18 protein-coding genes are annotated in these 20645 nt (G+C 70.6%); 4 read left to right on the top strand and 14 right to left on the bottom strand.

Annotation, left to right across the window (positions count from 1 at the left end):
- Positions 1–156 precede the first annotated feature (156 nt).
- Complete coding sequence (locus tag BWI15_RS03075; protein WP_237771103.1) at positions 157–885, top strand: arginase family protein; 729 nt, start codon at positions 157–159, stop codon at positions 883–885.
- A 3-nt stretch (positions 886–888) separates the two neighbouring features.
- Here the strand turns inward: BWI15_RS03075 and BWI15_RS03080 are convergent, their stop codons facing one another.
- From BWI15_RS03080 to BWI15_RS03095, 4 genes are read right to left on the bottom strand one after another with little or no spacing between them, the layout of a single operon-like run.
- Positions 889–1929: a DUF2332 domain-containing protein gene (locus BWI15_RS03080; protein WP_077012740.1), complete on the bottom strand. Its 1041-nt coding sequence runs from the start codon at positions 1927–1929 to the stop codon at positions 889–891.
- 11 nt (positions 1930–1940) lie between these two features.
- Positions 1941–4202, bottom strand: coding sequence for a [protein-PII] uridylyltransferase (locus BWI15_RS03085; protein ID WP_083750534.1), 2262 nt, complete (start codon positions 4200–4202; stop codon positions 1941–1943).
- On the bottom strand, positions 4203–4541 hold the full coding sequence (locus BWI15_RS03090; RefSeq protein WP_077012741.1) for a P-II family nitrogen regulator: 339 nt from the start codon (positions 4539–4541) through the stop codon (positions 4203–4205). It lies immediately after the preceding gene.
- The gene (locus tag BWI15_RS03095) at positions 4538–5902 is read right to left on the bottom strand and encodes an ammonium transporter (protein WP_237771104.1); all 1365 of its coding nucleotides are present in this window, start codon (positions 5900–5902) and stop codon (positions 4538–4540) included. The genes BWI15_RS03090 and BWI15_RS03095 overlap by 4 nt, the downstream gene beginning before the upstream one ends.
- 252 nt (positions 5903–6154) lie before the next feature.
- On the opposite strand from BWI15_RS03095, the gene BWI15_RS03100 reads away from it, so the two are divergent.
- Positions 6155–6751 carry a TetR/AcrR family transcriptional regulator gene (locus BWI15_RS03100; protein WP_077012742.1) on the top strand — a complete coding sequence of 199 codons (597 nt, stop codon included), beginning with the start codon at positions 6155–6157 and terminating at the stop codon, positions 6749–6751.
- Positions 6752–6763: 12 nt separating this feature from the next.
- On the opposite strand, the gene BWI15_RS03105 is transcribed toward BWI15_RS03100, so the two are convergent.
- From BWI15_RS03105 to BWI15_RS03115, 3 genes are read right to left on the bottom strand one after another with little or no spacing between them, the layout of a single operon-like run.
- Entirely contained in the window at positions 6764–8002 is a 1239-nt protein-coding gene (locus BWI15_RS03105) for a hypothetical protein (protein ID WP_077012743.1), read from the bottom strand.
- A complete protein-coding gene (locus tag BWI15_RS03110) occupies positions 7999–8448 on the bottom strand; it encodes a sigma factor-like helix-turn-helix DNA-binding protein (RefSeq protein ID WP_077012904.1) in 450 nt (149 codons plus the stop codon). Before BWI15_RS03110 ends, BWI15_RS03105 begins: the two co-directional genes overlap by 4 nt.
- A 26-nt stretch (positions 8449–8474) precedes the next feature.
- Positions 8475–9425 carry an NAD(P)/FAD-dependent oxidoreductase gene (locus BWI15_RS03115; RefSeq protein ID WP_083750535.1) on the bottom strand — a complete coding sequence of 317 codons (951 nt, stop codon included), beginning with the start codon at positions 9423–9425 and terminating at the stop codon, positions 8475–8477.
- 79 nt (positions 9426–9504) lie between these two features.
- Between BWI15_RS03115 and BWI15_RS03120 the strand changes: the two genes are divergently transcribed.
- Both BWI15_RS03120 and BWI15_RS03125 read left to right on the top strand, forming a co-directional pair.
- Entirely contained in the window at positions 9505–10083 is a 579-nt protein-coding gene (locus tag BWI15_RS03120; protein ID WP_077012745.1) for a helix-turn-helix domain-containing protein, read from the top strand.
- Positions 10084–10130: 47 nt separating this feature from the next.
- Positions 10131–11102: an asparaginase gene (locus tag BWI15_RS03125; RefSeq protein WP_077012746.1), complete on the top strand. Its 972-nt coding sequence runs from the start codon at positions 10131–10133 to the stop codon at positions 11100–11102.
- Here BWI15_RS03125 and BWI15_RS03130 read toward each other — a convergent pair.
- The 7 genes from BWI15_RS03130 to BWI15_RS03160 form a co-directional block, all read right to left on the bottom strand.
- A complete protein-coding gene (locus tag BWI15_RS03130; protein WP_077012747.1) occupies positions 11074–12276 on the bottom strand; it encodes an RNA polymerase sigma factor in 1203 nt (400 codons plus the stop codon). The two genes, BWI15_RS03125 and BWI15_RS03130, sit on opposite strands and share 29 nt — an antisense overlap.
- Positions 12277–12294: 18 nt before the next feature.
- Complete coding sequence (locus BWI15_RS03135) at positions 12295–13599, bottom strand: NAD(P)/FAD-dependent oxidoreductase (protein WP_077012748.1); 1305 nt, start codon at positions 13597–13599, stop codon at positions 12295–12297.
- 70 nt (positions 13600–13669) lie between these two features.
- Positions 13670–14818 carry a signal recognition particle-docking protein FtsY gene (gene ftsY / locus BWI15_RS03140; RefSeq protein ID WP_077012749.1) on the bottom strand — a complete coding sequence of 383 codons (1149 nt, stop codon included), beginning with the start codon at positions 14816–14818 and terminating at the stop codon, positions 13670–13672.
- Positions 14819–14864: 46 nt separating this feature from the next.
- Positions 14865–16475 carry a thiol reductant ABC exporter subunit CydC gene (gene cydC, locus BWI15_RS03145; protein WP_077012750.1) on the bottom strand — a complete coding sequence of 537 codons (1611 nt, stop codon included), beginning with the start codon at positions 16473–16475 and terminating at the stop codon, positions 14865–14867.
- On the bottom strand, positions 16472–18094 hold the full coding sequence (gene cydD / locus BWI15_RS03150) for a thiol reductant ABC exporter subunit CydD (RefSeq protein WP_077012751.1): 1623 nt from the start codon (positions 18092–18094) through the stop codon (positions 16472–16474). The genes cydC and cydD overlap by 4 nt, the downstream gene beginning before the upstream one ends.
- Positions 18091–19107, bottom strand: a complete 1017-nt coding sequence (gene cydB / locus BWI15_RS03155) for a cytochrome d ubiquinol oxidase subunit II (RefSeq protein WP_077012905.1) — start codon at positions 19105–19107, stop codon at positions 18091–18093. The genes cydD and cydB overlap by 4 nt, the downstream gene beginning before the upstream one ends.
- An 11-nt stretch (positions 19108–19118) precedes the next feature.
- Positions 19119–20558: a cytochrome ubiquinol oxidase subunit I gene (locus BWI15_RS03160; RefSeq protein WP_077012752.1), complete on the bottom strand. Its 1440-nt coding sequence runs from the start codon at positions 20556–20558 to the stop codon at positions 19119–19121.
- Positions 20559–20645: the final 87 nt, after the last annotated feature.

Raw genomic sequence — 20645 nt, forward strand, 5'->3', positions numbered from 1 at the left:
GCGACGGTGGCGAAGCGGCGGGTTGTGGTGGACGGGCCTTCGAACTTGGGGTTGCGGCCGCCGAAGGACGGGACTGTGCCGGGGTGTTACAAGTTGGCGGGGGCGGTCAGGGATCAAGGGTTCGTCCGGCGGATCGGAGCGTCGGACGGTGGGTATGTGACGCCGCCACGGTACGACCGCGGGGATTGGAAGCCAGGGGACGGCGTGTTCAACGCGGCGGGGATCGCGTCGTACAGCCTGAAGGTGGCCGAGCGGGTGGGGAAGTTGGTTGATGAGGGCAACCTTGTGGTGTTGCTGGGTGGGGAGTGCAGCAACTTGCTCGGGCCGGCGGTGGCGTTGCGGCGGCGGGGGCGGTTCGGGGTGGTGTACCTGGACGGGCACTCGGATTTTCGGACGGTGGAGAACTCGCCGTACGTCGGGGCGGCGGGTGGGGAGGCACTGGCGTTGGTGACCGGGCGGGGCCAGGACGATCTGGTCGATCTCGACGGGTTGAAGCCGTATGTGCGGGACGAGGACGCGGTGCTGCTGGGGATCCGGGATGACGACGAGTACGCGGGCGACGTGCGGGCGGCGGGGATCGGCACGTGGCCGGCGGCGGAGATCGGGGACGGGACGGCCGGCGAGGTGCTCCAGCAACTGGAGGAACTCGACGGGTTCTGGGTGCATCTGGACGTCGACATCCTCGACGCGGCGGTGATGCCCGCGGTCGACAGTCCGGATCCGGGTGGGATCCAGCACGAGCAGCTGCGGACGCTGTTGAAGCCGTTGCTCGCGTCGGAGAAGTGCGTGGGGATCGACGTCGGGATCTTCGACCCGGATCTCGATCCCGACGGCACGTACGCCCGTGAGCTGACCGACACGCTGGTTGCCGCGTTCGACAGCTGAGGTCTACTCCCAGACCGCAGGCAAGCCATGCGGCGCCGCATGGCCGAGGATCCGCCGTACGCCGCCCGGCCACGTCTGCAGCACCACCAGGAACTCGTACGGCGCCTCCGGCGTGCGGCGCATCGGTTCGAGGCACAGGCGGGCCAGCGGAGCTGACGCGGTGGCCCGCTCCCCCAACGCGGCGATCGCCTCGTCGGCGGCGGTCTGGTCGGCGCGCGTGAGGTACTGCCACATCACCGAGTGCCAGACGACCGTGACGTGTCCCTCGGACAGTTCCAGATTGCGCAGGAACGACACCGCGTCCTCACGCCGTACGTCGGCCGGCACCGCACGCGCGACCTCCAGGGCGCCGCGGAGCCGCTCGAGGCGTTCGGTCATGTCCGGCCACACGTACGACGTGAGCGTGAGCGCGCCGTCCTCGCTCAGCGGGTTGACCGGGTTGATGTCGCTGCCGACCCGTTCGGCGATGCGTAGCCCGGGCGCGGGGATGATCGGCCGGCCGGTCCAGGCGTCGGCGAAGACCACTGGGCTGTCGGCGGCACCGAAGGACTGGTCGGCCACCTGGTAGCGAAAGCAGTCGGCGCGTAGGTTCAGCCCACCGCTTGCCCCGATCTCGAACAGCCGGACCGGCAGCGGCACCGCTTCGAAGAGTCGCAGGAGTCCGCCGTACAGGGCCGTCGAGCGGCCGACCTCGTTGGTCTGCGGCGGCTGCGTCAGCAGGTTCTGCAGCTCGGGTCCGCGCGCCTGCAGTACCTGCTCGAACGCCGTCCAGCCCAGGACCGGATCCCACTCGCCTCCGACGCTCGGGTAGAACACGCCGAGCTCCGGCGCCTCACCGGCCAGCACCAGCCGGTGCACCGAGCCGAGCAGCCGCAGTGCGAGCGCGGACGGCCCTGGGTCCTGCTCGTGCCCAGCCAGCACCCGGGTGCTGATGCCGCCGAGCTCGTAGTCGTCCACGAGCCGGCGGAGCAGATCGGCGTACAGCGGCGAGCCCAGCTCTTCACACGCCGCCGCCTGGAGCTGAAAGGCCTCTACGACATCCACAACAGATGACCCTAAGAGGTCAGGCGATCCAGAACAGTTTTCGCCGTCACTCGCGCGTCCTCGTCCTCCAGCGGCGAGCCGTGGGGATCCGTCAGGTAGAACACGTCGACACACTCCGCACCCAGCGTGCTCACATGAGCCGACCGGATGTCAGCACCCGTCGCCGCGATCGCCGCCGTCACGTCGTACAGCAACCCTGGCCGGTCGTGTGCCCGGACCTGCAGCACCGTTGCCGTTTCCGACGCCTCAGGCAACAAGTCGACTCGAGCAGCAGGGCCCTTGCGCGACACCGACGAGTCCCGCGCCGCCAACCGGCGTACGAGGTCGCTGTTGTCGCGCAGAGCCACGGCCAGCCGGTCCCGGAGCCGCACCGGATCAGGTGCGGCTCCGGCGACCGTCCACGACGAGATACCGAGTCCTTCCACCGATGTGATCACCGCAGAGCGCACAGCGAGCCGCTCCACAGCCAGTACGGCCGCCACTGTGGACAGCGTCCCGACCTGGTCGGGCACGGCCACGTTGACCCGCAGGTCTCCGTGGTGCTCCGACACCGTCACGCCCAGCCGGCCGACCCCGACTACCTGGTGCAGCTCGGGCATCGGCAGAGGCGGAGCCTCGTGCCAGAGAGTCGAGCCTCCTCCCGACAGCTCGCCGCGCACACGTCGAGCCAGCTCCCCCACCAGCCGCAGCCGCCACGGTGACGACGCCGCAGGGCCGGCAGCCCGCGCGTCGGCGTACGTGAGCGCCTCCAGCAAGTCCAGCGTCTCCGTGTCGCCGACGATGCCCGCGACAAGGTCCACCGTCATCGGGTCGTCCAGATCCCGCCGGGTCGCGACCTGCGCGAGCGTCAGGTGCTGACGGACCAGCAGGGTGATCGTGTCGGCGTCGGCCTCGCTGAAGCCCAGCCGGCGCGCTATCACCGCCGCGATCGCCGCACCGGTCACGCTGTGGTCGCCCTCGACCGCCTTGCCCAGGTCGTGGATCAGCGCGGCGACCAGAAGCAGATCCGGCCGCCGTACGTCGCGGACCATGGACGACGCCTCGACGCAGGTCTCCAGCAGGTGCCGGTCGACCGTGTAGCGGTGGATGGCCGACTGCGGCGGCCGGAAGCGCACGCTGTCCCACTCGGGCAGCAGCCGCGAGATGTAGCCGGTCTGGTCCATCGTCTCCCAGACCTCGAGCAGTCCCTGACCAGCACCGAGCAGCGCGCAGAACAGCCGCCGCGCCTCCCCCGGCCAAGGCTCCGGCAGCTCGGCAGCCGTCGCAGCGAGCCGTGCGGCGACAGGAGGCGACAGCACCAGCTCCCTGTCCGCAGCAACAGCAGCTGCCCGCAGGCCGAGCGCCGGGTCTCGCTCCGGCCGCGCGTCCGGCATCAGCACGACCTCACCCTCGTGTTGCCCGACCCCCTCGTCCAGCGCGAGCAGCAACGGCCCACCGGTACGGCGGCGCCGCGAGCGAGGCGGTCTGGCCACCAGGCTCTCGATCCGCCGCCAGGACACGTCGCACACGTGGGCCAGCGTGCGCCCGGTCGAGTACACGTGGCGCAGCAGCGCATCGCGGCCCGGAAGTCCGAGCCCGGCGGCGACATCGCCGGTGACATCGGCAACCAACCGGTCGGTTGCCCGCCCGGCAACAGCATGCAGTTCATCGCGGACGTCCAGCAGATCAAGCCGGGCCCGCTCCAGCACCGGATGCGGCACGTCGACCAGCCATGACGCGACCAGCGCACGCAGCACCACCGCGTCCCGCAGCCCGCCGTACGCCTCCTTCAGGTCCGGTTCGGCCAGATGCGCCAGCTCGCCGACCGACGACGCCCGGTCACGACAAGCCTGCGCCAAAGCAGGCAACCGATCCTTGGCCGTACGACGCCAGTCGGCCATCAGCACAGACCGCAGCTGCAGCGTGAGGTGCGAGTCCCCCGCGACATGCCGCGCGTCCAGCAGCCCCAGCGCGACCCGTACGTCGTCCGCCGCCGCCTGACGCGCCTGCTCCAAGGTCCGCACGCTGTGGTCCAGCCTGGTCCGCGAGTCCCACAGCGGGTACCAGATCTGCGCGGCCAGCTCGTCCACCCGTGGGTACCCCTCGACGTGCACGAGCATCACGTCGAGATCGCTGTACGGCGACAGCTCCTCCCGGCCGTAGCCGCCGACGGCGACCAGCGCGACGCCCTCGGTGGGCACACCGAGGGCGTCGCAGGCTTTCGAGAGGAGCAGGTACAGCAGCGCGTCGGCCTCCTCGGCCCGTGCGCGCCGCTGTGCTGCCCGGTCCACCATCTAGAGAGCGTCTCCGTCGACTTCGCCGGTGCGGACCCGGACGATCGTCTCGACCGGGGTCACCCAGACCTTGCCGTCGCCGATCTTGCCGGTCTGCGCGGCCTTCACGATCACGTCGAGCACGTCGGCGGCGTCACCTTCCTCGACCACCACCTCGAGCCGGACCTTCGGGACCAGGTCCACCTCGTACTCGGCGCCGCGGTAGACCTCGGTGTGGCCCTTCTGCCGGCCGTAGCCGCTGGCCTCGGTGACCGTCATCCCGGTCACGCCGAACGTCTCCAGCGCGGTCCGGACGTCCTCGAGCTTGTGCGGCTTGACCACCGCGGTGATCAGCTTCATGCGTTCGCACCTTCCTTCTCAGCAGAGTCCTTCGTGTCCGGTGCGTCGTCCTGGACCACCGGGGCCGGCGTGCGGACCACCGTGGCCGGGCCGCGCAGGCCGGAGCCCGCCGCCAGGAAGTCGTACGCCGTCTCCGCGTGCTCGACCTGGTCGACACCGGTGAGCTCGTCGTCCTCCTTGATCCGGAAGCCGATGGTCAGGTCGATCAGCTTCGCCAGGACGAACGCGACCACGAAGGAGTAGACGCCGACGATCAGGTTCGCCAGTGCCTGCCGGCCGAGCTGACCGGCACCGCCACCGTAGAACAGACCGTCCACCGCGGACGGCGCCGCGGCCGTGCCGAGGAAGCCGATCGCCAGCGAGCCGACCAGACCGCCGACCAGGTGCACGCCGACGACGTCGAGCGAGTCGTCGAAGCCGAGCTTGTACTTGAGCGAGACCGCGAAGGCGCAGATGCCACCGGCAACGACACCGAGGATCAGCGAGCCGACCGGGGTGAGCGCGCCACAGGCCGGGGTGATCGCGACCAGACCGGCGACCGCGCCGGAGGCCATACCCAGCGTGGTGGCCTTGCCGTGCCGGATCCGCTCCACGATCAGCCAGCCGATCACGGCGGCCGCGGTGGCGACCTGGGTGTTCACGAAGGTGACGGCGGCCGTCGTACCGGCGGTCAGGGCGGAGCCCGCGTTGAAGCCGAACCAGCCGAACCACAGCAGCCCGGCCCCGAGCACGACCAGCGGCAGGCTGTGCGGCCGCATCGGGTCCTTGCGCCAGCCGACCCGCTTGCCGAGCACGATCGCCAGCGCCAGCGCCGCCGCACCGGCGTTCACGTGCACCGCCGTACCGCCGGCGAAGTCGATCGCCTTGATGCCGGTGCCGATGAAGCCGCCGCCGCCCTCGCCGTCGAGGTACCAGACCGAGTGCGCGACCGGGAAGTAGACCAGGCAGGTCCACAGCGCCACGAACACGATCCAGCCGCGGAACGACGCCCGGTCGGCGATCGCACCCGAGATCAGTGCCGGGGTGATGATCGCGAACATCAATTGGAACCCGACGTAGGCCAGGGTCGGGATGGTGCCGGTGACCGCGTCGGGCGCGATCAGGCCGCTCAGCCCGGCCAGTGAGAAGTCGCCGATCACCCCACCGTTGTCACCGCCGAAGGTGAGTGAGTAGCCGACCACCACCCACAGCACGGTGACGACACCGATGGTGATGGCACTCATCATCATCATGTTCAGCACGCTCTTGACGCGCACCATGCCGCCGTAGAAGAAAGCCAGGCCCGGTGTCATCAAGAACACCAGGGCGGCACTGACCAAGACCCAGGCGGTATCGCCGGCGTTGATCTCCATCAACGTCATCCCTTCCATCGATCTGGGGGTGGCCCGCGTCCTCATCGAGGAGTTCTCCACAACGCCGGGAAGCCCACGCGTGGCCACACCGCAAACGGTGTCGGCGCGCCGTTTCAGCCGATCGGTCGTGATGTTTCGGGAGTGTGACAAAGCAGGCGGTCAGGTGACATCCAGGTGACATCGGCCCCGGTGTGGCAGTCTGGCCTGACCACACGGCTCGCAGCCGCGCCACTGCGACCGTCCGAGCTGGGGAACACATCGATGGGAACGAACAGCGGGGAAAGACCACGCCGGGGCCGGCCACGGGACCCGGAGGCGGAGCCGAGAATCCGGCGGTACGCCGTCCAGCTGCTGCTGGAGCGAGGGTTCGACGGCATGACGGTGGACGACGTCGCCGAGGCGGCCGGCGTCGGCAAGGCGACCATCTACCGGCGCTGGGCCAGCAAGGACCAGCTGGCCAACGACGCGCTGGCCGATCTTTTCGACATCGAGATCCCGGACGCCGACACCGGTTCGATCGCGGGCGACCTGCGCCAGGTCTACCGCGACGCGCTGGCGCTGGTGAACACCGCCGAGGGTCTCGCGATGATCCGGCTCGCCGTCTCGGAGATGAACCGCGACGAGCAGGTCGCCGTCTTCTACCGCAACTTCCTGGACCGCCGGGTCGACCACACCGCGGCCGCCCTGGAGCGTGCCCGCGGGCGGGGCGAACCCGTCCGGGCCGACGCCGACCCGGTGCTGATGGTGCAGTGGCTCGCCGGTGTCCTGGTCATCCGCGCGCTGACCGGACAGGCGATGCCGAGCGTCGAGGACGCCGACCACCTGGTGCAGATGACCCTGCGCTGCATCCTGGAGTAGCTCAGCTCGGGATCAGCCGCGCAATCCGGGGCCCAGCGCAACCATCGGCACCTCCAGCTCGGCGACCCGGCGGACCTGACCGGACTCCAGACTCCACGCCAGGATCCAGCCCGTCACCTGGAACAGGACCGTCTCGCTGTCGTACCAGCCGAGCACAGCGCAGCAGTCGCGCTCCCGGACCGCCACGGGTGCCTGCGGCCCGGATGGCGCAGGTGTGGCCGGCGGCGTCTCCCCCAGGACCAGCAGCCGGCTCGGCACGCTGTCCACCGCCGAGATGGCAGCGACCACCTGCGGGCGCGACGCGACTGTCTCCACCTGCGGCAGCTCATCGGCCACGAACACCCGAGCCGCCACGTTCCCGCTGGTGAACGTCTGTCCGGCCCAGCTGCCTACCGGCAGCTCCACCGGGCGGTCCGCTGTCCAGCCGCGCGGAGTGGAGCGCATCAGCACCACCTGACCCGTAACTCCGTCCAGTCGGTACGGCGCGGTGGCGGCGGCCGGGTCGACGCTCGCCTGGATCGGGGTGCTCGTCGCCTCCTCGACCGACACGCGGTAGGTGCTGCGAAGGCCGCTCACCAGCAACTGGGCGCTGTCGCCCAGCCAGGAGACGCTGCGGACATCCCGGTCCGGCACCGTGATCCGCCGTACCAAGGCCTGCGTGGAGTCGACCACCACCACCGCGCCCGGCTGGGGAAAGGCGACCAATCGTCCGGTAGGAGCGACCGAACCGGCACTGAGAGGTGCACCGGTGGCGATCGCGGCCAGGTCGACCTCGACCTCGGACCAGCCCGCCGTACTCGCCAGCAGTAGTGGCCGGAAGGTGTCGCCGTCGCGTGCCAGCACCACGGCGGCGATCTCCTCGACCGGCTGCTCCTTCAGTGGCGCGGGGTCCTTCGGGTAGTCCAGCTCGCCTCCGATCGGCGTGACCATCCGGTTGAGGTACGGCTCGCTGCCGCCGCGGGGTGCGATCCAGAAGTCCATCCCGGCGATCTGCCCCGCCGGCGGCACGAATCCCGGCGGGTGACTCGGCACCTCTTCCGGCGGCGTCAGACCGAACGGAGGCCCGTTGACCGCGACCACGACGCTGGTCACCGCCAGCATCAGCACGACGAGGATCGTCACGACCACGCCGGTACGGCGCCTGCTCCGCCGAACCGACAGACCGCTGGCCCAGGCGGAGTCGGCCAGGTCCGGGTCCGGCAGGTCCTGGACCGCCCGCGCCAGCAGGGGTCGGACGTCCTCGCGTCTCATCGCTGCGCCGCCGGGTTCCGCCAGTCACCCAGGCCCAGCTCGCTACGGAAGCGGCTGAGCGCGGTCTGGCCGTGACCGTGGACCGCCGGCTGCGACAGGCTGAGCAGGTCGGCGATCTCGAACTCGGTCAGCTCCTCGTAGTACAGCAGGACGAAGACGGTTCGCTGGACGGCCGACAGTGCGGCCAGCGCCGTGAGCGTGGTGTCGTCGGTGGGCACGGCCTTCAACCGCCGTCGGCGCGACAGAGCCGGTTGGTAGAGCAGGCGCTGGACGAACACGTCCGGGTCGTCCTGCCGTTCCCAGACCAGCGCCAGGCGGCTGAAGGCGTGCAGCAGTTGTACCTCTGCCCTCGTCCGGTCGCCGTAGACGAGAGTCGCGGTCCGGAGCCACCTGCCCTGTCGCGCATCGACGTACGAGGCGAAATCGGGGTCGATCGTGTCGCGCATCCACCCTCCCGCCTCCATTCAACTCCTCAACTACTGCGTGCGGCCACCGCCAGTCGAGTGTCTTCGCCGACCAGTTCGCCGTTGATCCCGGCTCCGGCCGCGAGGCCGGCCGCCGCCGAGGTGATCACCTGGGCCATCGGATCGGTCACGTTGCCCGCGACCCAGACCCCCGGCACGCTGGTCGTCCCGGCCGGTCCGGCGTCGACGGCGACCCCCACGGTGACGCCGCGCATCTCCCGCTCGCCCGGCTTCAGGCCCAGCTCGTCCAGGAACTCCGCCCGCGCCCGCAGGTAGGTCTGCACGACCAGAGCCTGCCGCGGGATCACTCGGCCACCCGCCAGCCGTACGCCGGTCAGCCGGTCGTCGGTGACCTCGACCTGCTCGACAACGCCTTGCACCACAGAGATCCCGCGCGCGGCCAGCTCCTCCCACTGCTGCTCGGTCGGCTCGGGTCCGGTGTGCAGGAACAGCGTCAGGTCGTCGGTCAGCTGCCGGAACATCATCGCCTGGTGGATCGCCATCGGCCCGGTCGCCAGTACGCCGATCGCCTGATCCCGGACCTCCCAGCCGTGGCAGAACGGGCAGTGCAGCACGTCCCGCCCGAACCGCTCGACCAACCCCGGTACGTCGGGCAGTTGGTCGGTCACCCCGGTCGTCACCAGCAGCCGCCGCGCCTCGAACGACCGGCCGTCGGCCGTCTCCACCACGAACCCGATCTCCGGGCCGCTCGTCGCCCGGGCCGAGGTGACGGTGCCGGTGATCACCTCACCGCCGTACCCGATCACCTCCTGGCGGCCGATCGCCGTCAGCTCCAGCGGCGGGATGCCGTCGCGGCTCAGGTAGTTGTGCACCCCGTCGGCGGGAGCGTTGCGTGGGTCGCCCTGGTCGATCACCAGCACCGACCGGCGGGACCGGACCAGCGCCAGCGCCCCGCTCAGTCCCGCCGCTCCGCCGCCGACCACGATCACGTCGTACATCTCGTTCTCCTTTGCTCGATCTGCTCCGAGCATCGGCAGTGTTCTCGAAAACGACAAACATCTTTGCCAAGATGGCAATATGAACGACTTCGACGACGTCCTGGAAGCGGTCGGCCCGCGGTTGCGCCGGCTGCGCCAGGAGCGCGGGACCACCCTGACCGACCTGGCGACCTCCACCGGTATCTCGATCAGCACCCTGTCCCGCCTGGAGTCCGGCCAGCGGCGGCCGACGCTGGAACTGCTGCTGCCGCTGGCCAGGGCACACCAGGTCCAGCTGGACGAGCTGGTGGACGCTCCGCCGACCGGTGACCCGCGGATCCACGCCAAGCCGATCAAGCGTCACCACGGCGCCGTGGCGATCCCGCTGAGCCGGCGGCCCGGTGGGCTGCAGGCGTTCAAGCAGATCGCGCCGCCGGGCTGGCCGGGCAGTGAGGTCAACCAGCAGACCCACGAGGGCTACGACTGGGTCTACGTACTGTCCGGGCAGCTCCGGCTGGTGCTGGACGACCAGGACTTCATCCTGAAGGAAGGTGAGGTCGCGGAGTTCGACACCCGCGTCCCGCACTGGTTCGGCAACCCCGGACCGGAGCCGGTCGAGATGCTCTGCCTGTTCGGTCCGCAGGGTGAACGACTGCACGTGCGCGCCAGGTCGCGGTAGGTAGTAGCCTTCGGCCGCTGGTTGTGACGAACGAGAGGAACCTGCCCGTGAGCGTCGCGCTCTTCACCCTCGGCGGCACCATTTCCGTGGCCGGAGCCACCAACCGGTTGACCGGGGCCGAGCTGACCGCGGCGGTGCCGGGTCTGGCCGAGCTGGGGCTGCCTCTGGAGGTGCAGGACGTCGAGGCCGTGTCCAGCGGCAACCTCACGCTGGCGCGGATGCTCGACGTGGTGGACGCCGCGTCCAAGGCGGTCGGCGCCGGTGCGTCCGGCGTCGTGGTCACCCAGGGCACGGACACGCTGGAGGAGACCGCGTTCCTGGTCGACCAGGTGTGGCCGCACCCGCACCCGTTCGTCCTGACCGGCGCCATGCGCAACCCCACCCTGGCGGGCCCGGACGGCCCGGCCAACCTGCTGGGCGCCGCCCGCGTCGCCTGCTCCCCCGCCGCGCGGGACCTGGGCGCGCTGGTGGTCTTCAACGACCAGATCCACGCCGCCCGCTGGGTCCGCAAGACACACAGCACCAGTACGGCGACCTTCGCGTCTCCCAACGCCGGACCGATCGGCCACCTGGTCGAGGACCAGGTCCGCATCTTGGCCCGGCCTGCGCGTCAGGACGGCGTACCGGGGCGGGCTGAGGCTGGTGACCTGGACGCGGCCCGTGTCGCGCTCTACACCGTCACGCTGGACGACGACGGCCTGCTGCTCGAGGGACTGGCCGACACTCATCAGGGGCTGGTCGTCGCGGGCTACGGCGTCGGCCATGTCCCGGCCGCGCTCGCACCGGTGCTGGGTGCGTTGGCCGAGCGCATCCCCGTCGTACTGACTTCGCGGACCGGTGGTGGTTCAGTCCTGCGGAGCACCTACAAGACCGCGGGCTCCGAGTCCGACCTGCTCGCCCGCGGGCTGATCGACGGCGGCTTCCTCGATCCGTACAAGGCACGGGTGCTGCTGAGGTTGCTGCTGGCCACCGGTGAGGGCCGCGACGAGATCAGCGCGGCTTTCGCGCAGCATCACTGATCGCGGCGGCCTTCAGCGTCAGGTAGTCGCGTTCGGGCAAGCTCGTCGTACGCCGGGCCGCCGCGCGGAAGTGTTCCGCGGCGGCCTCGACGTCACCCCGCATCTCGTGCAGGTGCCCGCGGACGGCGTCCAGCCGGTAGTGACCGGCCAGCGGCTCGTCGAGCGGCTCCAGCAGCGCCAGCCCGGCGTCCGGGCCGTCGACCATGGCCGCGGCGATCGCCCGGTTGAGCGTGACCATCGGATTGCCGGACAGCTTCTCCAGCAGGCCGTACAGCGCGAGCACCTGCGGCCAGTCGGTCTCCTCGGGCTTGTCCACCTCGTCGTGCAGCGCCGCGATCGCCGCCTGCAGCTGGTACTCGCCGAGCGGAGGCCGGCTGAACGCGTCGACCGCCAGCGCGACCCCTTCGGTGATGAGCTCCTGGTTCCACAGCGACCGGTCCTGCTCGGCCAGCGGGATCAGCTCACCTGCCGAGCCGGTCCGCGCTTCCCGGCGGGCGTCGGTCAACAGCATCAGGGCGAGCAGTCCGGTCACCTGGCCGCAGGCCGGCAGCAGCGCGTGCACCATGCGGGTCAGCCGGATCGCCTCGGCCGCCAGGTCGCTGCGGTGCAGCTCAGGGCCACTGCTGGACGTGTAGCCCTCGTTGAAGATCAGGTAGAGCACGTGCAGCACGTTGCGCAGCCGGTCGTCGTCCGGCGCGAGCTCGAAGCTCGCCCCCTTGATCTTCTGCTTGGCCCGGCTGATCCGCTGCGCCATCGTCGCCTCGGGCACGAGGTAGGCCTGCGCGATCTCCGCGGTGGTCAGACCGCCGACCGCCCGCAGCGTCAGGGCGATCGCGGAGGCGGCGGTCAGGTCCGGGTGGCAGCACATGAACAGCAGCCGCAGCGTGTCGTCGGCGTCCTCGACGTCGTCGGCCGGTACGTCGCGCTGCGCGGCCAGCTCCTCCCGGCGCCGCCGCGCCTGCTCCTGGCGGATCTCGTCGATCACCCGCCGGTGGGCGGTCTGGATCAGCCAGGCCCGTGGATTGTCCGGTACGCCGTCACGCGGCCAGGTGCGGGCCGCGGCCAGCAGAGCCTCCTGCACGGCGTCCTCGGCCGCGGTGAAGTCACCGGTCCGCCGGACCACGGCACCGACCACTTTCGGCGTGAGGTCGCGCAGCAGGTTCTCCAGCTCCATGGCCGTGAAACCTACCGGCTACGGATGGCGCCGCACCCGCTCCGGGCTGGCGGTCTCCAGCGGGACGTCGACGGCCGGGATCAGGCCGAGGTTGGTGCTCTGCCGGGACAGCGTCGCGTCGAACAGCCATTCGGTCGCCGTACGGATGCGGTTGCCGGGCATCGAGAGCAGGTGGTAGCCGCGGGTCACCACCTTCGCCGGGAGACCGGCCAGCGGGACCTGCAGCGGGTTGGCCGCCGCGTCCGTCCCGCCCAGGTCCACCACGAAGCCCAGGTCCTTGTGGATGTAGGGCTTGCGCTCACCGCTGCCGAACGACGCGGCGACGTTGTGAGCCGCGCGCCGCCCCTGGCGCTCGGCGTGCTGCGCGGTCATCGGCGTCACCTCGCCGGGCCGGGTCAGGTCGGGTACGGCGGCCGCGTCCCCGCAGGCGAAGACGTCCGGGTGGCCCGGAACGTTCAGGTACTCGTCGACGACCAGGCGGCCCTTCTCGGTCTTCAGGCCGAGCCCTTCGACCACCGGGTCGGGGCGCACGCCCACGCACCAGATCAGCGAGTTCGTCGGGACCTCGGTCTGGTCGGTCAGCCGCACGCAGTCGTGCTTGGCCTCCTCGACCGACAAGCCCATCCGGACCTCGACGCCGCGCTTGCGCAGCACCTTGTCCGCCGTACGGGACAGGCGCTGGTCCAGCTCGGGCAGCACGCGGTCCGCGATGTCCAGCAGCATCCAGCGCATCCGCTGGTCGCGCAGCCGGGGCCGGCGCTTCTTGAGCAGCTCGGTGTAGAGCACGCCGTGCGCGGCGACCTCCGTCCCGGTGTAGCCGGCTCCGACCACGACGAAGGTGCAGAGCGCGTCCCGCTCGGCCTGGTCGTCGGTGGCGTCGGCCAGCTCGATCTGCTGGGTCAGGTGGTCGCGCAGGAAGACCGCCTCCGGGATCCCGCGGAAGCCGTGCGCGTGCTCGGCCACGCCGGGGATCGGCAGCAGCTTGTTGACGCTGCCGGCGGCGATCACCAGCCGGTCGTAGTGCAGCGCGCCGGCCTTGCCCGCCGGGTCCTCGTACGAGACCCTGCGGGCCTCCAGGTCCAGTCCGTCGACCTCACCGAGCACCAGCTGGACCTCCGGCAGCGCGTCCGCGAGGGACACGGTCAGCCGGCGCGGCTCCAGGATGCCGGTCGCCACCTCGGGCAGCAGCGGCACGTACAGGAAGTAGTCGGTCGGGTTGACCACGACGATCTCGGCCCGGCCCTTGCTGACCCGGCACAGCGTCTTGGCAGCGTGGAACCCGGCGAACCCGGCGCCCACGACGACGATCCTCGGTCGGCTCATGACTCTTGATACCAGATCGGGCCGAACCCGAACGAGGTGAAACCGCGTCGAGCGGCAACTGTGAAGCCGGTCAGTCGAGCAGCGCGTCGACGAACTGCTCGGGGTCGAACGGCGCCAGGTCGTCGGCCCCCTCGCCGAGCCCGACCAGCTTCACCGGTACGCCGAGCTCGCGCTGGACGGCGATCACGATGCCGCCCTTCGCCGTACCGTCGAGCTTGGTCAGCACCAGGCCGGTCACGTTGATCACCTCGGCGAACACCCGGGCCTGGGTCAGCCCGTTCTGCCCGGTGGTGGCGTCGATGACCAGCAGCACCTCGTCCACCTCGGCGGTCTTCTCGATCACGCGCCGGACCTTGCCCAGCTCGTCCATCAGACCGGTCTTGGTGTGCAGCCGGCCGGCGGTGTCGATCAGCACGACGTCGGCCTTCTCCTCGATGCCCTGCTTGACCGCGTCGAACGCGATGCTGGCCGGGTCACCGCCCTCAGCGCCCCGCACGGTCCGGGCGCCGACCCGCTCGCCCCACGTCTGCAGCTGGTCCGCGGCGGCCGCCCGGAAGGTGTCGGCCGCGCCCAGCAGGACCTTCTTGTCCTCGGCGACCAGCACGCGGGCCAGCCGGCCGACGGTGGTGGTCTTGCCGGTGCCGTTGACGCCGACCATCAGGATCACGGCGGGCTGGTCGTCCTTGCGGTCGACCTTGAGCGACCGGTCCAGCGTCGGGTCGACCAGCGTGATCAGCTCCTCGCGCAGGATCGCGCGGGTCTGGTCGCCGGACACGCCCTCCACGCGGACCCGGGTGCGCAGCCGCTCGACCAGCTCCTGGGTCGGCGCGACGCCGACGTCCGCGGTGATCAGCGTGGTCTCGATGTCCTCCCACGCCTCGTCGTCCAGCTTGTCGCGGGACAGCAGCGCGAGCAGCCCCTTGCCGAGCGAGCCCTGCGACCGGGCCAGCCGGGCACGTAGGCGGACCAGCCGGCCCTGCGCGGACTCCGGCTTCTCCAGCGTCGGCAGCTCGGTGTCCTCGAGCGTGCGGGTCGGCGTGTCCCGCGGTTCCTCGGCGTCCTCGCCGACCGTCGGCTCGGCGGTCTCGATCGGCGCCGGCGGCGTCGTGGTCGGCAGCTCACGGGTCCGGCGGCCGCGGGTGACGACGAGTCCGGCGGTACCGGCAACCAGGACGACCACCACGGCGATGATGGCGATCAGGGCGGCGTCGGCGAGCATGGGGACAAGCTGAGGAGTCAACACGATTCCCCATCTTGGCAGATGCTCATGCCAGATCGATGATCGGTCGCGTTGGGTCAGGCGCCAGTTCCGGGCGGTGAGTGAGCAGTACGACGGTCCGGTGCCCCGCGGCGCGGAACAGGTCGCTCAGCAGGTTCTGCGCCGTCTCCTCGTCCAGGTGTTCGGTCGGCTCGTCCAGCACGAGCACGTCGTGGTCGGCCAGCAGCAGCCGGGCGAACGCGAGCCGCTGCCGCTCGCCACCGGACAGACGGGCACCGTGCTCCCCCACCATCGTGTCGAGCCCGCGCGGCAGGCCGTGCACGAAGTCGCCGAGCCGGGCCCGGTAGAGCGCGTTCCACAGCTGCAGGTCGCTGGCACCGGGCTTGGCGAGCAGGAGGTTCTCCCGAATGCTCGTGTCGAACACGTAGCTCTCCTGGGTCAGCAGCCCGATCCTCGAGCGCACCTGGTCGCCGTCGAGCCGCCGTACGTCGGTGCCGTCGAGAAGCACCTCACCGGCTCGCGGCTCCAGGAAGCGCAGCAGCACGGCGGCCAAGGTGCTCTTGCCCGAGCCGCTCGGACCGGTGATCACGACGCGACTGCCGGCGGGCAGATCCAGGTCCAGCCCGCGCAGCACGTCGTCCGGCCCGTAGCCGACCCGCAGGCCGTGGATCTGCAGCGCGCTGCCTTCCGGTAGCGGCAGCGCGTTCTCCGGCTCGGCAACCGGCACCGGCGTACTCAGCAAGTCCTCGACGCGTTGCAGCGACCCTCGGACCCGAATGGCGAGCTGTGCGGCGACCGGGATGCCACCCAGTACGTCGGCCAGCGCCAACGGCGTCAGCACCAGCACGGCGTAGACCGGCCCCGACTCCCCAGTGCCGAGAACCAGCCCGGCGATGCACGCCGCTCCCACGCAGATCACCAGCAGCGCACCGCCTAGTCCCGCGCTCCAAGCAGACTGCCGCTGCGCCGCGGCCAGCCGTCGGTCGGCCGCCTCGAACGTCGCCAGCACGTCGTCCACCGCATCGAACGCCAGTACGTCGGCCGCCGTCTGCAGGTTCTCGGTTGCGGCAGCCGCCACGTCCCCGCGAGCTCCTGCCATCATCCGCTCGGCCCGCCGCGCACTGGCGGCGGTCAGCCACGGCACGACCGTGCAGGCGACCACCACCGCGACAGCAACCGCGGCACCCGCCACGGGCAGCAGCAGTACGAGCAGTCCAACCGTCGCCGCACCCGTCACCGCCGCGACCAGGACCGGCAGCAGTACCCGCAGCCACAGGTCGAGCACCGCGTCGATGTCCAGCACCAGCCGCGCCAGGAGATCCCCGCTCCGGGTCGACGCCAGCCCGGCCGGCGCCAGGGGCTCCAGCCGCTCGGTGATCCGCGCCCGCGTGTCCCCCAGCACCCGGTACGCCGCGTCGTGGCCGGCCAGTCGTTCGACGTACCGGAAGACGCCGCGGCCGACTCCGAAGGCGCGCACGGCCACGATCGCCACCAGGAGCGTGAGCACCGGCGGCTCGGCGGACGCCTTCGTGATCAGCCATGCGGAGGTGGCCAGCAGGCCGACCGCCGTACCCGACGCCAGCACTCCAGCCAGTACGGCGAGCAGCAGCCGTGGCCGCACCCCTCGTTGCGGCATCACCAGCGCGAGGACGCTCATACCGTCACCAACTTTCTGGACACCGAGACCACTCGATCAGCCGCGTCCATCAGCGCCGGCCGGTGAGCGACCAGCAGGACCGTCTTCCCAGTCGCCCGCAGCCCGGCGACCACCGCTGCCTCGGCCACCGGATCCAGCCCCGCGGTGGGCTCGTCCAGCAGCAGCACCGGCGCATCGGTGACCAGCGCCCGCGCCAACGCGACCCGCCGGCGCTGTCCGCCCGACAGCAACTGGCCCTGCTCTCCCACCGGCGTCTCCAACTCCAGCTCCGCAGCGCCGGCTGTGTCCAACGCTTTGCGGACCTCCTGGTCCGTCGCATCAGGACGCCCGAGCCGCACGTTCTCCGCGATGCTGCCCACCCGCAGTCCCGGCCGCTGCGGCACCCAGCCGAACTGCCGACGCCACAGCCCGGCGTCGAACTCGTCCGCCGCACTGCCACCAGCGACGACCACCCCGGACTCCGGTACGACGAACCCGAGGATCACCGCCAGCACAGTGGACTTGCCGGCTCCACTGGGCCCGGTCAGAGCGACCACCTCCCCAGGCCAGACATCCAGGTCGAACCCGTCGAGCGCAGCCTGCTCGCGATCCGGGTAGCGCACGGTCACGTCGTGCAGGTGCAGCCCGGTCGACCGCAGATCCGGTACGTCGGTCCGCTCGCCCTGCGCCGGCAGCGGCGTCTCCAGCACCCGGAAGACCTCTTCGCTCGCCGCGACGCCGTCCGCACTGGCGTGGAACTGCGCCCCGACCTGCCGCAACGGCAGGTACGCCTCCGGCGCCAGGATCAGCACCAGCAATGCGGTCTCCAGCCCCATCCGGCCCTCCACCAGCCGCAGTCCGACTCCGACCGCGACCAGCGCGACCGAGATGCTCGCCAGCAGCTCCAGCACGAACGACGAGAGGAAGGCCAGCCGCAGACTCGCCATCGACGCGACCCGGTGCTCCTCGGTCACCCGGCGTACCGACTCGGCCTGGCCTTTGGCGCGACCGAAGAGCTTGAGCGTGGCCAGCCCGGACACCACGTCCGAGAAGTGGTGAGCCAGTACGGCGAGCGCCCGCTGCCGCCGCCGACTGTAGGCCTGCGTGGCCCAGCCGACCAGCGCCATGAACAACGGGATCAGCGGCAGCGTCACCACCACGGTCGCCGCGGCGATCAGGTCACCGGTCGCCATCCAGCCGACGACTCCGGCCGGCACAGTTGCCGCCAGCACCAACTGCGGCAGGTATCGCGCGAAGTACGGGTCGAGGTCGTCGAGTCCCTTGGTCAGCAGGGTGGTCAGCTGGCTGCTCCGCTCGCTACTCAGCCAGGCAGGCCCCAGTTTGAGCGAGTGCTCCAGCACCTGCCGCCGCAGCGTCGACTTCACCGCAGCTGCCGCCCGCTGGGCGACAACCTCCTGCAGCCACGCCAGTGCGGCACGAGCGGCCACCACCGCCGCGAGCAACCAGGCAATGGTCCCGACGCCCGCACCCCGCAGTACGACGTCCGAAATCCCGCGAGCGAGCAGCACGGCCTGGACGATCACCAGCGCACCGGTGGCCACGCCGATCGCCACCGACCCGGCCAGGAACCACCGGGCCGCTTCGGCCCGGCGCAGCAACCGCGGGTCGAGCGGCTTCATGAGCCGGCGCCGGACGGGACAGCGACCGGAGGCTCGACCATGACCCGCTTGCGGAACACCCAGTACGTCCAGCCCTGGTAGAGCATCACCAGTGGCGTGAAGATCGCCGCGATCACCGTCAGGATCTTCAACGTGTACGGCGTGGACGCCGCCGCCACGGTGGTCAGCGTCGACTCCGGGTCGAGCGTCGACGGCATCACCGCGGGGAACATGGCGACGAACAGCGACGTCACCGCCAGAGCGATCGCCAGTGCCGTCCCCGCAAAGGCCCAGCCTTCCCGGCGGAACCTGTTGGCCACCAGTCCACCCAGCAGCGACAGCACGGCCAGTCCGGCGATCAGCAGCGACCACCTGTCTCCGCGGATCTGCTGGGCCCACGCCAGGAACCCGCCGGCGAGTATGGCCGCCACCAGCCCGCTCAACCCAGCCATCCGGTTGGCCCGGTCGCGCAGCTCGTCCGTCGTCCGCAGCGCCAGGAAGATCGCGCCGTGGGCGACGAAGACAGCCGTGAACGTCAGACCGCCCAGCAACGCGAAGGGACTCAGCAGGTCGCCCAGACTGCCGACGTACTCGTACGATGCGTCGAGCGGGACGCCGCGGAGCAGGTTGGCGAAGGTGATGCCCCACAGCAGCGCGGGCAGCAGCGACCCGACGGCGATCATCGTGTCCATCCGGGACCGCCAGGGCAGGTCGTCGCGCTTGCCCCGGTACTCCAGCGCGACCCCGCGCACGATCAGCGCGACCAGGATCGCGAACAGCGGCAGGTAGAACCCGCTGAACAGCGTCGCGTACCACTCCGGGAAGGCCGCGAAGGTCGCCCCGGCGGCCACGATCAGCCAGACCTCGTTGCCGTCCCAGACCGGCCCGATGGTCGTCACCAGCGCCCGCCGCTCGGGCTCGTCGCGGCCGAGCACCCGCAGCAGGATGCCGACCCCGAAGTCGAAGCCCTCCAGCACGAAGTACCCGATCCACAGGAACGCGATCAGCACGAACCAGACCGTTGTCAGCTCCATCGTCATTCCCCTCAGTACGCGAACGACAGCGGCTTGGCGTCGGCCTCGGCCTCGGCCGAGCCGTCGTCGCCGGAGTCCGGCCGGGTCGGATCACCCGGCGTCCCGGCGGCCCCGGGCAGTCCCGCGCGGATCGACTTGAACATCAGCTTCACCTCGACCACCGCCAGTACGCCGTACAGGAGGGTGAAGCCGAGCAGACTGGTCAGCACCTCGCCGCTGGTCGTCCCCGGCGAGACACCGGCCGACGTCGGTAGCAGCCCGAACACCAGCCACGGCTGCCGGCCGGTCTCGGTGAACACCCAGCCGAAGACGTTTGCGACCAGGGGCAGCAGGGGCAGCGGCAAGGCCAGCCAGATCAGCAGCCGGTGCGGCTCCCGGCCACGCCTGGTCAGCCACAGCAGCAGGACCGCGAGGCCCACCGCCGCCATGCCCACGCCGATCATCAGCCGGAAGGTCCAGTAGGTCAGCGGGACGTTCGGGTTGTAGGAGCCGGGTCCGTAGAGCTTCTCGTAGGCCTGCTGCAGGTTGTTGATGCCCTGCACCTCGCTGTCGAAATGTCCGGTGGCCAGGAAGGACAGCAGATAGGGCACCTTCACCGAGAAGATCTCCCGCGACCCGTCCAGCGTGCCGATCGTGAACACCGAGAACGACGCCGGCTTCTCCGACTCGTACAGCGCCTCGGCCGCCGCCATCTTCATCGGCTGCACCTCGGTCATCACCTTGCCCTGCTGGTCACCGCTCAGCGCCACCCCGGCCCCGGCGACGACCACGATCACCGCGCCCAGCCGCAGCGCGGTCCGGAACGCGCCGGTGTCGACGCCCGGCCGGCGAACCAGGTGCCAGATCGCGACCCCGGCGACGAACGCGCCACCGACCATGAAGGCGGCGAAGATCGTGTGCGGGAAGGTGACCAGCACGACCTTGTTGGTCAGCACCGCCCAGATGTCGGTCAGCTCGGCCCGCCCGCGCTCGGCGTTGTAGCGAAAGCCGACCGGGTTCTGCATCCAGGAGTTGGCCGCCAGGATGAAGTACGCCGACAGTTGCGTGCCGAGCACGACCATCCAGATGCAGGCCAGGTGCACCTTCTTCGGCAACCGGTCCCAGCCGAAGATCCACAGCCCGATGAACGTCGACTCGACGAAAAACGCGAGCAAACCCTCCAGCGCCAGCGGAGCACCGAACACGTCCCCGACGAAGCGCGAGTAGTCGCTCCAGTTCATCCCGAACTGGAACTCCTGGACCAGCCCGGTGACCACACCCATCGCGATGTTGATCAGGAAGAGCTTGCCGTAGAACTTCGTCAGCCGCAGGTACTTGTCCTTGCCGGTCCGGTACCACGCGGTCTGCAGGCCGGCCGTGATCGCGACCAGCGAGATCGTCACCGGCACGAAGAAGAAGTGGTAGACGGTGGTGATCGCGAACTGCCAGCGGGCCAGATCGAGCGTGTCCATCAGCCCTCCCGGGCGATCTACGACGTTACGTAGTAGATGCTAGCGCAGATCTACGACGCGGCGTAGTAGATACCGCCGGAGATCTAC

The sequence above is a fragment of the Kribbella sp. ALI-6-A genome (assembly GCF_001984195.1).
Classification (GTDB): domain Bacteria; phylum Actinomycetota; class Actinomycetes; order Propionibacteriales; family Kribbellaceae; genus Kribbella.

Bases quoted from the DNA above. Each gene is read 5' to 3' on its own strand.
- BWI15_RS03100 (WP_077012742.1), top strand. From the start codon at position 6,155: ATGGGAACGAACAGCGGGGAAAGACCACGCCGGGGCCGGCCACGGGAC.
- cydD (WP_077012751.1), bottom strand. From the start codon at position 18,094: ATGAAGCCGCTCGACCCGCGGTTGCTGCGCCGGGCCGAAGCGGCCCGG.
- BWI15_RS03130 (WP_077012747.1), bottom strand. From the start codon at position 12,276: ATGGAGCTGGAGAACCTGCTGCGCGACCTCACGCCGAAAGTGGTCGGT.
- cydC (WP_077012750.1), bottom strand. From the start codon at position 16,475: ATGAGCGTCCTCGCGCTGGTGATGCCGCAACGAGGGGTGCGGCCACGG.
- BWI15_RS03110 (WP_077012904.1), bottom strand. From the start codon at position 8,448: ATGCGCGACACGATCGACCCCGATTTCGCCTCGTACGTCGATGCGCGA.
- BWI15_RS03095 (WP_237771104.1), bottom strand. From the start codon at position 5,902: ATGACGTTGATGGAGATCAACGCCGGCGATACCGCCTGGGTCTTGGTC.
- BWI15_RS03115 (WP_083750535.1), bottom strand. From the start codon at position 9,425: ATGTACGACGTGATCGTGGTCGGCGGCGGAGCGGCGGGACTGAGCGGG.
- BWI15_RS03135 (WP_077012748.1), bottom strand. From the start codon at position 13,599: ATGAGCCGACCGAGGATCGTCGTCGTGGGCGCCGGGTTCGCCGGGTTC.
- BWI15_RS03120 (WP_077012745.1), top strand. From the start codon at position 9,505: ATGAACGACTTCGACGACGTCCTGGAAGCGGTCGGCCCGCGGTTGCGC.
- BWI15_RS03090 (WP_077012741.1), bottom strand. From the start codon at position 4,541: ATGAAGCTGATCACCGCGGTGGTCAAGCCGCACAAGCTCGAGGACGTC.
- BWI15_RS03105 (WP_077012743.1), bottom strand. From the start codon at position 8,002: ATGAGACGCGAGGACGTCCGACCCCTGCTGGCGCGGGCGGTCCAGGAC.
- ftsY (WP_077012749.1), bottom strand. From the start codon at position 14,818: ATGCTCGCCGACGCCGCCCTGATCGCCATCATCGCCGTGGTGGTCGTC.
- BWI15_RS03160 (WP_077012752.1), bottom strand. From the start codon at position 20,558: ATGGACACGCTCGATCTGGCCCGCTGGCAGTTCGCGATCACCACCGTC.
- cydB (WP_077012905.1), bottom strand. From the start codon at position 19,107: ATGGAGCTGACAACGGTCTGGTTCGTGCTGATCGCGTTCCTGTGGATC.
- BWI15_RS03085 (WP_083750534.1), bottom strand. From the start codon at position 4,202: ATGGTGGACCGGGCAGCACAGCGGCGCGCACGGGCCGAGGAGGCCGAC.